The organism is Rhizobium mongolense USDA 1844 (assembly GCF_000419765.1).
Lineage (GTDB): Bacteria > Pseudomonadota > Alphaproteobacteria > Rhizobiales > Rhizobiaceae > Rhizobium > Rhizobium mongolense.
Map to the genome: position 1 here is coordinate 64,067 of NZ_ATTQ01000016.1, position 13,358 is coordinate 77,424.

The 13,358-nt window shown below is 58.8% G+C and carries 14 protein-coding genes; 1 reads left to right on the forward strand and 13 read right to left on the reverse strand.

Features of this window, described 5'->3' with window-relative positions:
- Positions 1-252: 252 nt before the first annotated feature.
- The 12 genes from A3C3_RS46225 to A3C3_RS0126075 form a co-directional block, all read right to left on the reverse strand.
- Positions 253-417 carry a hypothetical protein gene (locus tag A3C3_RS46225; RefSeq protein WP_022717506.1) on the reverse strand — a complete coding sequence of 55 codons (165 nt, stop codon included), beginning with the start codon at positions 415-417 and terminating at the stop codon, positions 253-255.
- A 124-nt stretch (positions 418-541) separates the two neighbouring features.
- Entirely contained in the window at positions 542-730 is a 189-nt protein-coding gene (locus tag A3C3_RS0126025) for a hypothetical protein (RefSeq protein ID WP_022717507.1), read from the reverse strand.
- A 136-nt stretch (positions 731-866) separates the two neighbouring features.
- Entirely contained in the window at positions 867-1,640 is a 774-nt protein-coding gene (locus A3C3_RS0126030) for an ABC transporter ATP-binding protein (RefSeq protein ID WP_022717508.1), read from the reverse strand.
- A complete protein-coding gene (locus A3C3_RS0126035) occupies positions 1,637-2,470 on the reverse strand; it encodes an ABC transporter ATP-binding protein (protein ID WP_022717509.1) in 834 nt (277 codons plus the stop codon). Before A3C3_RS0126035 ends, A3C3_RS0126030 begins: the two co-directional genes overlap by 4 nt.
- Complete coding sequence (locus A3C3_RS0126040) at positions 2,467-3,402, reverse strand: ABC transporter permease (protein WP_022717510.1); 936 nt, start codon at positions 3,400-3,402, stop codon at positions 2,467-2,469. The genes A3C3_RS0126035 and A3C3_RS0126040 overlap by 4 nt, the downstream gene beginning before the upstream one ends.
- On the reverse strand, positions 3,399-4,466 hold the full coding sequence (locus A3C3_RS0126045) for an ABC transporter permease (RefSeq protein ID WP_022717511.1): 1,068 nt from the start codon (positions 4,464-4,466) through the stop codon (positions 3,399-3,401). Before A3C3_RS0126045 ends, A3C3_RS0126040 begins: the two co-directional genes overlap by 4 nt.
- 18 nt (positions 4,467-4,484) lie before the next feature.
- Complete coding sequence (locus A3C3_RS0126050; protein WP_022717512.1) at positions 4,485-6,128, reverse strand: ABC transporter substrate-binding protein; 1,644 nt, start codon at positions 6,126-6,128, stop codon at positions 4,485-4,487.
- 45 nt (positions 6,129-6,173) lie between these two features.
- Entirely contained in the window at positions 6,174-7,232 is a 1,059-nt protein-coding gene (locus A3C3_RS0126055; protein WP_022717513.1) for a dipeptidase, read from the reverse strand.
- 152 nt (positions 7,233-7,384) lie between these two features.
- The gene (locus tag A3C3_RS0126060) at positions 7,385-8,410 is read right to left on the reverse strand and encodes an ABC transporter permease (RefSeq protein WP_022717514.1); all 1,026 of its coding nucleotides are present in this window, start codon (positions 8,408-8,410) and stop codon (positions 7,385-7,387) included.
- Positions 8,411-8,444: 34 nt separating this feature from the next.
- A complete protein-coding gene (locus tag A3C3_RS0126065) occupies positions 8,445-9,986 on the reverse strand; it encodes a sugar ABC transporter ATP-binding protein (RefSeq protein WP_022717515.1) in 1,542 nt (513 codons plus the stop codon).
- 78 nt (positions 9,987-10,064) lie between these two features.
- Entirely contained in the window at positions 10,065-10,994 is a 930-nt protein-coding gene (locus tag A3C3_RS0126070; protein WP_022717516.1) for a sugar ABC transporter substrate-binding protein, read from the reverse strand.
- A 1-nt stretch (position 10,995) separates the two neighbouring features.
- Complete coding sequence (locus A3C3_RS0126075; RefSeq protein ID WP_145611937.1) at positions 10,996-11,304, reverse strand: hypothetical protein; 309 nt, start codon at positions 11,302-11,304, stop codon at positions 10,996-10,998.
- A 22-nt stretch (positions 11,305-11,326) separates the two neighbouring features.
- Here A3C3_RS0126075 and A3C3_RS0126080 point away from each other — a divergent pair, with 22 nt between their 5' ends.
- Positions 11,327-11,836 carry a DUF1993 domain-containing protein gene (locus tag A3C3_RS0126080; RefSeq protein ID WP_022717518.1) on the forward strand — a complete coding sequence of 170 codons (510 nt, stop codon included), beginning with the start codon at positions 11,327-11,329 and terminating at the stop codon, positions 11,834-11,836.
- Between the two features lie 4 nt (positions 11,837-11,840).
- On the opposite strand, the gene A3C3_RS0126085 is transcribed toward A3C3_RS0126080, so the two are convergent.
- The gene (locus A3C3_RS0126085) at positions 11,841-13,358 is read right to left on the reverse strand and encodes an alkaline phosphatase family protein (RefSeq protein WP_022717519.1); all 1,518 of its coding nucleotides are present in this window, start codon (positions 13,356-13,358) and stop codon (positions 11,841-11,843) included.

The window sequence follows — 13,358 nt, forward strand, 5'->3', positions numbered from 1 at the left end:
GAAAGTTGGACACCCTCCCGATAATTCAAGTCAAGAGGCACGGAATTGCCCAGCTTTGCTTGCCTCGATTTAGGCAGTTCTTCGCTATTCAAAAGAAAAATCCGGCACCCATCGGGCACCGGATTTTCAAACGTGATTGGACCGCTGTTGTTGTTGGCCGAAAATTCCCGGTTCACGCAGAAGAATGTCCCAGCCAGCGATTTGAGAAGTGAATTCGTAATGTGCCGGCAACATGCCTGCACGACAGCTCGATCAGCCGATAACGCCGCAGACCAAGGCTGCAACAAAAGCGAACGCCGCGGTAAACAGGGTGGCATTCAGCGCAAAATGAAGCTTTTGGCGCATTGAAGCCGGCTTCTTGGCCGGTACGGAACCATAATAGTTCGCTTGAGCATGCGAAATACCCAGGTCTGCCATGTGTTGCCTCCGTCTCTTATTATTGGCGCGGCGGTCTGCCGGCACTGATATTCCTATATTCTCTATAAGCTAGGTAGAGATAAATTTCCTTCCAGAGCGCGAGGGATAGAAAATCTGACCCGGCTCAGCAAAGAGTGTGCCATGCCCAGATCAACGAACGCTCGATTGCGTTTTCTTCTCTTTGGGCACCCGAGGAAGCCTCGATCAATCGGCGATCTTTTTCAGCGGGAATGGAAACGCTTGTCTGCTCGCCCCGTTCGACCTTGGCCGGAGGATCGAGATATCCCATGGTCATTCCGCCGAGAAAGAACATGCCTCACCTCCACGATCACGAAAGCTAACACTCGTTAACAGGATCATGACAGATGAAAACCGGCTGTCAATAGTCTAGTCGAATAGTCGTCTTTTAACGGCTGCTTAACCTTGAATGGCCAGTACCCGAAAGGATTTCAAATATTTGAAAAATCTGCATTTCTGGTTTTGACGAAGCCTTTGCTCGCAATCATCAAATTTCGCGTGTAATCCTCATGAACGTCCCCGCTGGCCAGTTGATCAGAGGTCAGCCGTTCGACGACGGCGCCGTTGCGCATCACGGCAAGCCTTTCACACATATGGGTAACGACACCAAGGTCGTGGCTCACCATGACAAAGGTCAGTTTGCGGTCGCGCCTGATCTGTTCCAGTAGATTGAGCACCTCCGCCTGCACGGAAGCGTCGAGCGCCGAAGTCGGTTCATCGAGCAGCAGGATCGACGGCTCGACGATCAGGGCGCGCGCAATCGCCACACGCTGCCGCTGGCCGCCGGAAAGCTGGTGCGGATAGCGGAAGCGGAAGCCGTTTCCAAGGCCGACCTCGTCCAGTGCCCGCGCGATGCGCTTCTCGCTGTCGGCAATCCCGTGAATTGCCAATGGCTCAAGCAGCAGCCGGTCGATCGTCTGCCGTGGGTGCAGCGAGCCATAAGGGTCCTGGAACACCATCTGGACATTTCGATAGAACCTCTTGCTGCGTTTTGCACCCTGCAGCAGCTGATCATGAACGCGAATTGCGCCACCCTTGACCGGCGCCAGGCCCGCTATCGCACGCAGCAGCGTCGACTTGCCGGAGCCGGATTCCCCAACCAGCCCGAAGGAGCCGCCGGATGCCACCGCGATGCTGACATCTTGAAGCGCATGAAAATCGTCATAGACGACGCTGAGATTTTCGACCGAAAGCGCCGCACTCATGCAGCCCACTCCGGCTTGCGGTCGAGCACCGGCAGCGGATGGCGATCTTCTCCGATTTGCGGCATGCAGTTCAAAAGTCCCTGCGTATAGGGATGCTGTGCATTTTTAAGGTCAGATGCCCTAAGCTCTTCAACGATCCTTCCGGCATACATCACGATGACGCGGTCGCAGAACGAGGAAACAAGACGCAGATCATGCGACACGAAGATGAGCCCCATGCCGCGCTCGGAAACCAGCTTGTCCAGGATCTTCAACACGTCGAGCTGCACGGTGACGTCGAGCGCCGAGGTCGGCTCGTCAGCGATCAACAGTTCCGGCCCGGCAATCAGCATCATGGCGATCATTGCACGCTGGCCCATGCCGCCTGAGACCTCATGCGGGTAGAGATCGAAGACACGCTTCGGATCGCGAATCTGCACCGCCTCCAGCATCGCAAGCGCCCGTTCGGTCGCCTCGGCCTTGCTGACCTTCTCATGCGTTCTCAGCGTCTCGCAGATCTGCCGGCCGATCGACATCACCGGATCGAGCGAATACTTCGGATCCTGCAACACCATGGCGATGCGCTTGCCACGCAGGAGCCGCCGTTCTTTCGCTGAAGCCTGGATGAGATCGATGCCGTTGAAGTCGAGCTTGTCGGCCGTGACGATGCCGTGCTTCGGCGTGAGCCCCATGATCGCTCGGCCGGTCTGCGACTTGCCGGATCCCGACTCCCCGACAATGCCGAGGCGCTCCCTGTCCAGTGTAAAGGAAACGCCGCGAACAGCTTCGATCACGCCGGTGCGCGTCGGGTAGCTGACCTTCAGATTGTCGACCGTCAGCAAAGCCGTCATTGGCCGCTCTCCTTGGGATCGAGCGCATCGCGAAGGCCGTCGCCAAGCAGGTTGAAACCGAGGCTGACGATGAGGATCGCAATACCCGGCATGGCTGCGACCCACCATTGATCGAGAATGAAACGGCGACCCGAGGCGATCATTGCACCCCATTCCGGCAGTGGCGGCTGCGCGCCGAGACCGAGAAAGCCGAGACCGGCGGCCGTCAGGATGATACCCGCCATGTCGAGCGTTACGCGAACGATCAGCGACGAGAGGCAGAGCGGCATGACGTGACGGATGATGATGCGGACCGGCGATGCACCCATCAGCTTGACCGCCGAGATGTAATCCGAGCGCCGCACCGTCAGCGTTTCCGCCCGGGCGATGCGTGCGTAAGGAGGCCAGGACGTGATTGCAATCGCGATGATCGCGTTTTGGATGCCCGGCCCGAGTGCCGCGACAAAGGCAAGCGCCAGCACCAGCTTCGGGAACGCCAGGAAGATATCGGTGATGCGCATCAGCACTGCATCCACCCATCCGCCGGCATAGCCGGAGACCGTGCCGACAATCAGTCCAATCGGCGCCGAGATGATCGCCACCAGCACGACGACGAAGAGCGTCAGCCGCGACCCGTAGATCAGGCGTGAAAGGATATCGCGACCCTGGTCGTCCGTGCCGAGCAGATACTCGCCCGTACCCGGCGGCAGAAGTCGCGCATTCTTTAGATCGCCGACCACCGGCGAATGCGTGGCCAAGAGATCCGCGAAGGCGGCAACGAAGAGCAGCGCGATAATGATAATGAGACCAAGGACGGCAAGCTTGTTTGCACTGAACTGCCGCCAGGTCACATAGGCGCGCCCGAGACGGGCTTGTACGCGTGATTGCGGGCGATCGGAAAGCAGCCACTCGCGGCGGCTCATCGGCGCTGGCTGGCTGGCTGGAACCGTCATCGGCTTCGCGTCCTTGGATCGAGCGTCCGGTAGAGAAGATCGGACAGGAGGTTGATGCCGATGAACACCGTGCCGATGACGATCGTGCCGCCGAGAACCGCGTTCATATCGGCATTCTGCAGGGAATTGGTGATGTAGAGGCCAATGCCCGGCCAGGAGAACACCGTCTCCGTCAGCACCGAGCCTTCGAGAAGCCCGGCGTAGGAGAGCGCAATCACCGTCACAAGCGGCACCGCGGCATTGCGCAATGCGTGGCCCCAAATTACCCGGGTTTCCGAAAGCCCCTTGGCACGCGCAGCCACGATATATTCCTGACTGAGCTCGTTCAGCATGAAGCTGCGCGTCATCCGGCTGATATAGGCGAGTGAGAAATAGCCGAGCAGCGATGCCGGCAAGATAATGTGCCGGAAGACGTCGTAAAAGACGTCCCACTGCCCCTGCCAGACGCTGTCGATCAGATAAAAGCCGGTAATCGGCGTGAACGTATATTCAAAGACAATATCGATGCGTCCCGGGAAGGCCACCCAGCGCAGTTGCGCATAGAATATGACGAGCGAGATCAAGGCCAGCCAGAAGATTGGCACGGAATAGCCGACAAGCCCGACGACACGCACGATCTGGTCGGCAAGGCTGCCGCGCCGCACAGCCGCAAGCACGCCGAGCGGGATGCCAATGAGGGCGCCAATAATGGTACCGAGGGTCGCAAGCTCAATCGTTGCCGGAAAGACGCGACGGATATCGGTCATCACCGGATTGGTGGTCAGCACCGAATTGCCGAAATCACCGGAAAGGATACCTTTGATATAGATGAAGAATTGCTGATAGAGCGGCAGATTGAAGCCGAGCTCTTCACGCACGCGCTCCACGACATGCGTCGGTGCGCGGTCGCCAAGGATTGCAAGAACCGGATCGATCGGCACGACACGTCCGATGAAGAAGGTGACGGCCAGAAGTCCGAGATAGGTCGTCACGGCAGCGATCAGGAAACGCCCGATTGCTTTCGCGAGTGGAACGGCACGACCCTTGGCGGGCCGCGCCTCCATTTTTGTTTCGATAATGCTCAACGAACGAATCCTGCCGGATTATTCCTTGGCGATTGGGCCGACGAAGTTCGTATCGAAGCTTGGTCCGAGTTTGAAGTCCTTCAGGTTCTTGCGATAGCCGGCGACTTCGATCTGCTGGAAGATGAAGACGAAGGGGCTGTTTTCCAGGTACTTCTTCTGGATATCCTGGTACATCGCGGCGCGCTTGGCACCGTCGCGCTCAAGCAGTGCTGCCTTAGCCTGCTTGTCGAGTTCCGGCGTTTCGAAGGTATTGCGCCATGCGAGCGTCTTGTTCGTGCCCGCATCCGAATTGTCCGGGTTCGCCGTGAAGGTATCGGCATTCGAGTTCGGGTCGAAATAGTCGGAACCCCATTGGCCGATATACATGTCGTGCGTTCGGGCGCGGTATTTCGTCAGCGTCTGTTTGCCGTCGCCCGGAATGATCTCGAGTTTCACGCCGGCTTGCGCCAGCGTCTGCTGCATGGATTCGGCAATGCCGGTGACAGGCTGAGTGTTCCGCACGTCCATCGTCACCGAGAAGCCATCCGCAAGACCGGCCTTTGCCAGCAGTTCCTTTGCCTTGGCGACGTCGAGCTTGAACGGATTTTCGTCAAGCGCGCCGAGCTGGCCCTTCGGCAGGAATGTCTGGTGGATTTCGCCGATGCCCTTGATGAGCGTCGAGCTGATCGCATCGTAATCGACGAGATACTTGAAGGCCTGCTGCACCTCCGGCTTCTTCAGCTTCTCGTTCTTGAGGTTGAGGCTGACATAATAGATCGTGCTTTTCGGTGCACTCGTCGCCGCAAGGTCAGCGTTTTTCGAAACAGCGTCGAGATCGCCCGGCTCGAGATTGCGCGCGATATCGATGTCGCCTGCCTCCAGCGCCAGACGTTGCGCGGCACTTTCCTTCATGTTGCGGTAGATGACGCGGTTCAGCTTCGGCTTGTCGCCGTAGTAATTGTCGTTGCGCTCCAGCACGACGACTTCGTTTGCGCGCCATTCACGAAGCTTGTAGGCGCCGGAGCCGGCATAGCCCGTCTTCAGCCATTCATTGCCGAAGTCGTTGTCATACTTGTATTCGGCGCTCGGCGTCATCGGCTTGATGTGATCCATCACCAGCTTCTTGTCGACCACGGAGGCAACCGTCGCCGTCAGGCAGTTCAGGACGAAGCTCGGCGCGTAGGCCTTGTCGACCGTGAAGACGAACGTGTTTTCGTCCGCAGCCTTGGCCTTTTCAGTCACGTTGTCTCCGGTCAGGCCGAACTGCGTCAGGATGAATGCCGGGCTCTTGTCGAGTTTGACGGCGCGCTCGAAGGACCAGGCGACATCTTCAGCGGTGACCGGGTTGCCGGAGGCGAACTTCAGACCGGGCTTCAGCTTGAACGTATAGGTCAGGCCGTCATCGGAGACGCTCCAGCTCTCGGCAAGATCACCCTTGACCTTCGTCGTGTCGTTGAGGTCGAGGCGGACCAGCAGGCTATAGGAGTTGGTTGTCATTTCCGCCGTTGAAAGCTCGAAGGCCTCACCTGGATCCATCGTAATGATGTCATCGATGGCGAAACCTTCGACGAGCGTATCCTTCGGCGTCTCGGCAAAAGCGGCAGGTGCCGTCAGCATGAGCAGCGAAAGCGCGGCACCCGCAGAAAGGGCACGAAAGTTGCGGCTGAGTTTAGTAATCATCATTGATCTGGTCCCCTGTTATTGATTGATTACAAAGCAATATTTTGGCTAGGCGTTCTTCTCCCCCCACGCCGAAGCCAGGATACGAAGCCAGTTCTCGCTGGCGAGTTTCCGTCGATCCTCCTCACCATATCCAACGTCCCGGAGAGCGGCAATCAGCTTCTGGTTGCCAGCCGCGTCGCCTATTTCCTCCGGAATGGTCGCGCCGTCGAAATCGGATCCGAGCGCAACGCAATCGATCCCAACGCGGTCGACGAGATAGTTGATATGGCGGATCATGTCCCTGATCGGTGTGTCGCCTTCGGAGCGGCCATCCGGCCTCAGCATCGCAGTGGCGTAATTGAGACCGATTAGCCCCTTGCTCTCCCTGATCGCATCAAGCTGCTTATCCGTCAGATTGCGCGCCACCGGCGTCAGCGCATGCACGTTCGAATGCGTAGCGACCAGTGGTTGATCTGTTGTCCTCGCGACGTCCCAGAAGCCCTTCTCCGTTATGTGGGACAGATCGATCATGATGCCCAGGCGATTGCATTCGCGCACCAGCTGAAAGCCGGCACTGGTCAGCCCCGGCGCAGTATCTGGCGACATCGGGAAGGCGAAGGGCACGCCGTGTCCGAAGACGTTATGCCTGCTCCAGACAGGTCCCAGAGAGCGCAAGCCTGCGGCATGGAAGACCTCGAGCGCGGATAGATCGGGCCCAATCGCCTCGCAGCCTTCCATATGCATGACCGCGGCAAAAACACCGCTTGCCATGGCGTTGCGGATGTCCTTCACCGTCCGGCAGAGGCGCCAGGCACCTGCCTTGTCGAGACGCAGTGCAATCGCCGCCATCTCGGTCGCGACGCCAAGCGACGGCAGCCGGTCGAGAGGTGCGGCCAGCGGCGTTTCGTAATGTCCGTTTTGATCGGGATCGGCAAAGACGAGATCGCCGGAGGGCACGTAGATGGCGCAAAGGCCGCCGGCGAGACCACCCTGCCGCGCGCGTGGCCCATCGATGTGGCCTGATGTCGTCCCGTTCAGAAATTCGGCAACCGGGTCGTTGCCATCCCTTTCATGTGTCCAAAGCCTGAGGAGAACGTCATTATGGCCATCAAATACAAGCTGCATCTGTTTTCCTGCTCTGCCCTGCCGAGCAAATGACAAGCGTGCAGAATAGAAAAGCTGGCAGAATTGGCCAGCCCCCTTCTCAGAAATTTATAGCGGATGGGTAAACGTGCCTTGGCTTGAATGAAAACGGGGCCCGAAGGCCCCATTCTCGATCAGTGCTTTGTCCGCTTCTTCTGTCGGTAGACGTCAACGATGACCGCCGCCACGATGATCACACCCTTGACGATCTCCTGGTAATAGGCATCCACCCGCAGGAAGGTGAAGCCCGACGTCATCACGCCGAGAATGACCGTGCCGATCACCGTACCGGTGATGCGGCCGACGCCGCCCGTCAGCGACGTCCCCCCGATAACGGCAGCGGCGATCGCATCGAGTTCGTACATCACGCCCATGCCGGCCTGTGCCGTTTGAGCGCGAGCCGCCGTGACGACGCCGGCGAGACCTGCCAGAAGGCCGGCGATCGCATAGACCTTGATCAGGTGTGCTTCGACATTGATACCGGAAACACGCGCCGCCTGCACATTCGCGCCGATCGCATAAGTGAACTTGCCGTAGCGCGTATAGCGAAGGGCGATGTGGAAGATCAGCGCAACGACAAGGAAAACGACGACCGGCCAGATGCCCGTGCCGATGAAATTGAACTGATCCGTAAGCCCTGATACCGGCTGGCCCTTCGTGTACCATTTGGAAAGACCGCGCGCCGAGACCATCATCCCGAGCGTAGCGATGAAGGGCGGAATCTTCGTCTTGGCGATCAACTGTCCGTTGATGTAGCCGGCCAGGAGGCCGATCAGCAGGCCGACGCCGATAGGCACGAAAAACGGCATGTCGGTGAGGCCTGGATAAAGCGCGCGCGGCCATGTCGATGCTTGGGCGAAGCTCGCTGCGATCATCGCCGTCATGCCGACGACGGAGCCGGAGGAGAGGTCGATGCCGCCGGTGATGATGACCTGTGTAACACCAACCGAAATAATGCCGATCACCGACACCTGCAGGATCATGATCGTCAGGCGTTGCGGGTTCATCAAGAAACTCTGGCCGACGAAAATCCAGCCGAGAATTTCGTAAACAAGCGCAATACCGATCAGCACCAGGAAGATGGTGAGTTCCGGCGGCACGCGGTGCCGCCTCGGCCGTGTTGCGAGCGTGGCCTGGCTTTCGGCTGCCTCGGTATTCATGTTAACCTCCCTCCGGCGATTGACTGGGCCGCAATCACTGCGCGGCGAGCTCCATCACCTTGACTTGCGTTGCTTCGTCGCGATTGAGAAAACCTGTCACGCGTCCTTCGTGCATGACCATGATGCGGTCACTCATGCCGAGCACTTCGGGCATCTCCGACGAGATCATGATGACCGCGACGCCGTTTCGGGCCATCTCCGTCACGAGTTTGTGGATTTCCGCTTTGGCGCCGACATCGATACCCCGCGTCGGCTCATCGAGAATGAGGATACGTGGGTTGGTCAGCAGCCAGCGCCCGATCAGCACCTTTTGCTGGTTGCCTCCCGACAGGTTCTCGACGCGTTCATCGAGGTTCGGCGTCTTGACGCGCAGCCTGCGCGCCATGTCCTCGCATGTTCCTTCTATCGCGCCTTCCTGCACGAAGCCGCCCTTGACGAATTTGTCCTGCAGCACGGCAATCTGCATGTTCTCGAGCACGTTGAGGATCAGCAGGCAGCCCGTTTCTTTCCGGTCCTCCGTGAGGAAGGCCATGTGGTTCCTAATCGCCACCGTCGGCGAGCTGATATCGACCTTCTTGCCGAAAAGCTCGATCGTCCCGGAGCTTGCCGGCGTTACGCCGAACAGCGTCTCGGCAACGTTCGAACGGCCCGAGCCCACGAGGCCTGCAACACCGAGGATTTCCCCCGCGCGCACGTCGAAGGAGACCTCATAGAAGACGTTGTTGAGACAGAGATTGTTGACCGACAGCACCACGTCGCCGATCGGAACTACTTCCTTCGGGAACATCTGCGTGATCTCACGGCCGACCATCATCCGGATGATGTCGTTGCGCGTGACGTCGGTCGATGCGTGCGTGCCGATATATTTTCCGTCACGAAACACCGAAAACTCATCGGCAATCTCGAACAGCTCGTTCATCTTGTGGGTGATGTAGACGATCCCGATACCCTGCACCTTCAGACCGCGGATGATCTCAAAGAGGTGCGCCACTTCGCGCTCGGTGAGCGCCGATGTCGGTTCGTCCATGATGAGCACGTCGGAATTATAGGAAACCGCCTTGGCGATCTCGACCATCTGACGGCTTGCGACCGAGAGGTGCCGAACCTCGATGTCAGGATCGATGGTTATGTTGAGCCTTTGGAAAAGCTCTTCGGTCATCCGGTACATTTCGCCATGGTCGACAAAGCCGAACCGGTTCTTGGGCTCGCGGCGGATCCAGATGTTTTCAGCAACCGTCATGAAAGGCATCAGGTTCAGTTCCTGATGGATCATGGCGATGCCGTTTTCCAGCGCATCGAGCGGCGATTTAAGCTGGATCTCCACGCCCTTCAGGTGCACGTCACCCTTGTCCGGCGTATAGATGCCTGCCAATATCTTCATCAATGTCGACTTGCCGGCGCCGTTCTCCCCCATCAGCGCGTGCACGGAGCCGCGCTTCAGCCGGAACTGCACATCATCGAGTGCGACCACACCGGGAAATTCCTTGCGGATGCCTTCAGCGCTCAGGAGATATTCCGCGTTCGGAATCGCTCCGCTTGCACGAACAGCGGCCATAGTGGAAGGGCTGACAGCCATCTCATCTCCTCTCCGGATATCCGACGACGGACGAAGCGGATGCGAGCCGGCTAGGCCCGCATCCGCAATTTCTTCGCCTTAGTTCTTGGCAACGAAGTCCTTGACGTTTTCCGGCGTGACGAGCTGGAAGGGAATATAGACCTTCTTCTCGATCTTTTCGCCCTTGGCGAGCTTCAGAGCCGCATCAAGCGAGCCCTTACCCTGACCGGCAGCGTCCTGGAACACCGTCACGTCGAGGTCGCCGGCCTGCATGGCGGCGAGCGCATCCTGTGTGGCATCGACGCCGCCGATGACGATCTTGCTCAGATCCTTGCCGGCAGCCTTGAGCGCCTGGATCGCACCGATTGCCATTTCGTCGTTGTTTGAGATGACGGCATCGAATTCAATGCCGCTGGAGAGCCAGTTGGTCATCAGATCCGAACCCTGGGTGCGGGACCAGTTGGCCGTCTGCTCTTCGACGATCTCGATGCCTTTGCATTCGTCAGTCGCGACGACGTCATGGACGTCCTTGGTGCGCATGCGGGCAGCCTGGTTGGAAAGCTCCCCCATCATGACGACAGCCTTGCCCTTACCACCGAGAAGGCGGCAGACTTCCTTCGTTTCCAGCGTGCCGGACTCCTGTTCGTTGGAAGCGACGAAGGCCTGCTTGTCCGGAAGCGTATCGACATTCACCGGCTCGCGGTTCACGTAGACGAGCGGAATTCCGGCATCGGCAGCAATTTTCGACATGGCGGTGGTGGCATCGGTATCGACCGGATTAACGATGATGGCGTCGACCTTGGATGCGATGAAATTCTGGATCTGGCTCTGCTGCTTGGCGACGTCGTTCTGAGCGTCTTCCACCTGCAGCGTTACGCCATCCAGCGTCTTGGCGTAATCCTGCATGCCGTTGCGCAGAACGGTCAGGAAGTTGTCATCGAAAAGCGCCATGGAAACGCCAATGGTTTCCGCGTGAGCCGCCGTCGATATGACGAGCGCCATCGCAGTGCCCAGGATAAACTTTCTCATTCTATTTCCTCCACAAAGCGGTGTCCGGCTGCACCCTCCTCACGCCGGAACTTCGGGCGCTGCCCAAAAGCCGTATTGCGTCGCGCTGCCACTCCCGTTCCGCAGCTTCCGTCAAAACGGAACAAACAAACCGTAAAATTTGTTTCGCGGAATATTCATTCCATTTTCCGCACGCGGCGTCAACTCTTTTTAAGGAAATGAAGACCGAAAGCCGCACTGGAAATATGAAGCTATGGGCGGGCAAGGCGATGAAATCGTCACAGCGCGCGCCTAAATGTGCGGACGTGACGATCAAAACCGCTGCGCCCACGAAAAATCTCCAAGGAGAAGCCATGTCCATTTCCATGTACCGCCTGACCGTTCCGATGTTTCAGCGCGGGCTTACGACACTAAAAAACTACCTCGAAAAGGCTGAGGCTTACGCCAAGGAGAAGGGGATCGATCCGAATGAACTGGTCGCTGCCAGGCTTGCGCCCGATATGCTGCCGCTTTCGGGCCAATATCAACGTGCGAGCGACAGCGCCAAGCTGGCAGTCGCCCGCCTGACCGCCACCGAAGCGCCGAAATTCGAGGACAGCGAAACGACGATCGCCGAACTGCGCGAGCGCATCGCCAAGACCGAAACCTATCTCGCGACGATTGCACCGCAAGCGCTCGAAGGCACGGAAACGAAGGAAGTGACGATCGCGCCCGGCGGCAACAAGATGACCTTCCGCGGCGACGAATATGTCGCGACCTTCGCACTGCCGAACTTCTATTTTCACGTCGCGACGGCACACGCGATCCTGCGCAATCAGGGCGTACCGGTCGGCAAGATTGACTATCTTGGCCGCTTCTCGTGAGTAATCAGGGCCGGCGCGCGACCGGCCCGTCCTTCGTCAGCTCCGTATAGGCGAGCGTCTGGTCGAGATGCCGCGCCCGGAGCGATAACAGCCTTTCGGCGCACTCCAGGCGCGTCGCCGCGTAGGCTGGATCGGGAGCGAGATTGTTGAGCTCCATCGGATCGGCCTTGAGATCGAAGAGCAACGGCGGCAGGGCGGCAAAATGCACATATTTGAACTGTTCGTCCCGGATTACTGCGAGATTGCACTGGTTCGATTTCAGGCCAAAGTGGCGCTCCGCTTCGCCATTGGCGATGTCGCGGAAATCAAATTCAAAGAATGCCGCCTCTCGCCAGTCGATCGCATCTCCATGATCGATGAACGAGCGCAATGAGCGGCCGTCGACATGGTTGGCTGTCTCGACGCCCAGGCTCTCGCAAAGCGTTGGAAAGATATCCGCCGCACTCGTGAAGCGCTCGACCACATGACCCCTCACCGTCGCATTCGGGTCGCGGATGACCAGGGGAATGTGATAGCTGCCATCAAAGAAACCGCCTTTGCCAAGCGTCCAGTGATCACCCATCATCTCGGCATGGTCGGAGGTGAAGATGACGATCGTATCGTCCCACACGCCGGCATCCTTCAGCGCCTGCCAGATCCGGCCGAGCTGCGCATCGACCTCGGCAATCATCCCATAATAGATCGCCCGGATCGCCGCGAAGTCCTGGGTTCCCCAGTCGCTGACCGAACCCTCGGCGCCATATATGAAGCTGCCCTTGTCGTTCTTCGGCATCGAATAGCCAAGATAAGGATGCAGGGCCTCTTCAATCTCACGGCTTTTCGCCCGTGAAAATTCCGGTCCGTCGACCGGCTTGAACATCCGGCCGAAAGGTTCAGGCACCGAAAATGGCGGATGCGGCCGCAGGAAGGAAACGTGGGCAAACCACGGCGCATCCTGTTCGCCGAGCCAGCGAATGAATTCGCCGGCAAGAAAAGCAGTCTGCGTTTCTTGCCTGGAGTAAGCGGTCGGTTCCGCCGAAATTTCGCCGCGGGCGGCACCAGGCGGAACATGGATGTCCCGGCTGACTGCATCGCGATGCCCGCGTGAACGCAACCACGAAAGCCACTGCTTCTCATGCTCGGGCAGGAGCTGGCGCGCGGTAAACCCTGGCAGCAGACCTTCGTAGGTCTCAAGGTGCGGGTCGTTCCTATCAAGTTCGCGCGGGTCAGGCGCGGTATCCGTATAGCCGAACACCGTCGGGTCATAGCCGGCGCGCCTTGCCGCCAGTGCCAGGTTGTCGAAGCGGCGGTCGAGCGGCGAGCCGTTCCGGCAAACCCGGTGGTTCATCTGGTAAAGGCCGGTGTAAAGCGTCGCCCGCGCCGGCGAACAGGGTGCCGCGCCGGCAAAGTGATTGCGAAAAAGCACGCCCTCCCTTGCCAGCGCGTCGACATTCGGCGTCCTGACACAGGCGTGGCCGGCGACCGAAAGGCAATCACCGCGCCATTGATCCGCGGTGATGAGAAGGACGTTCGGCCTCTTCAT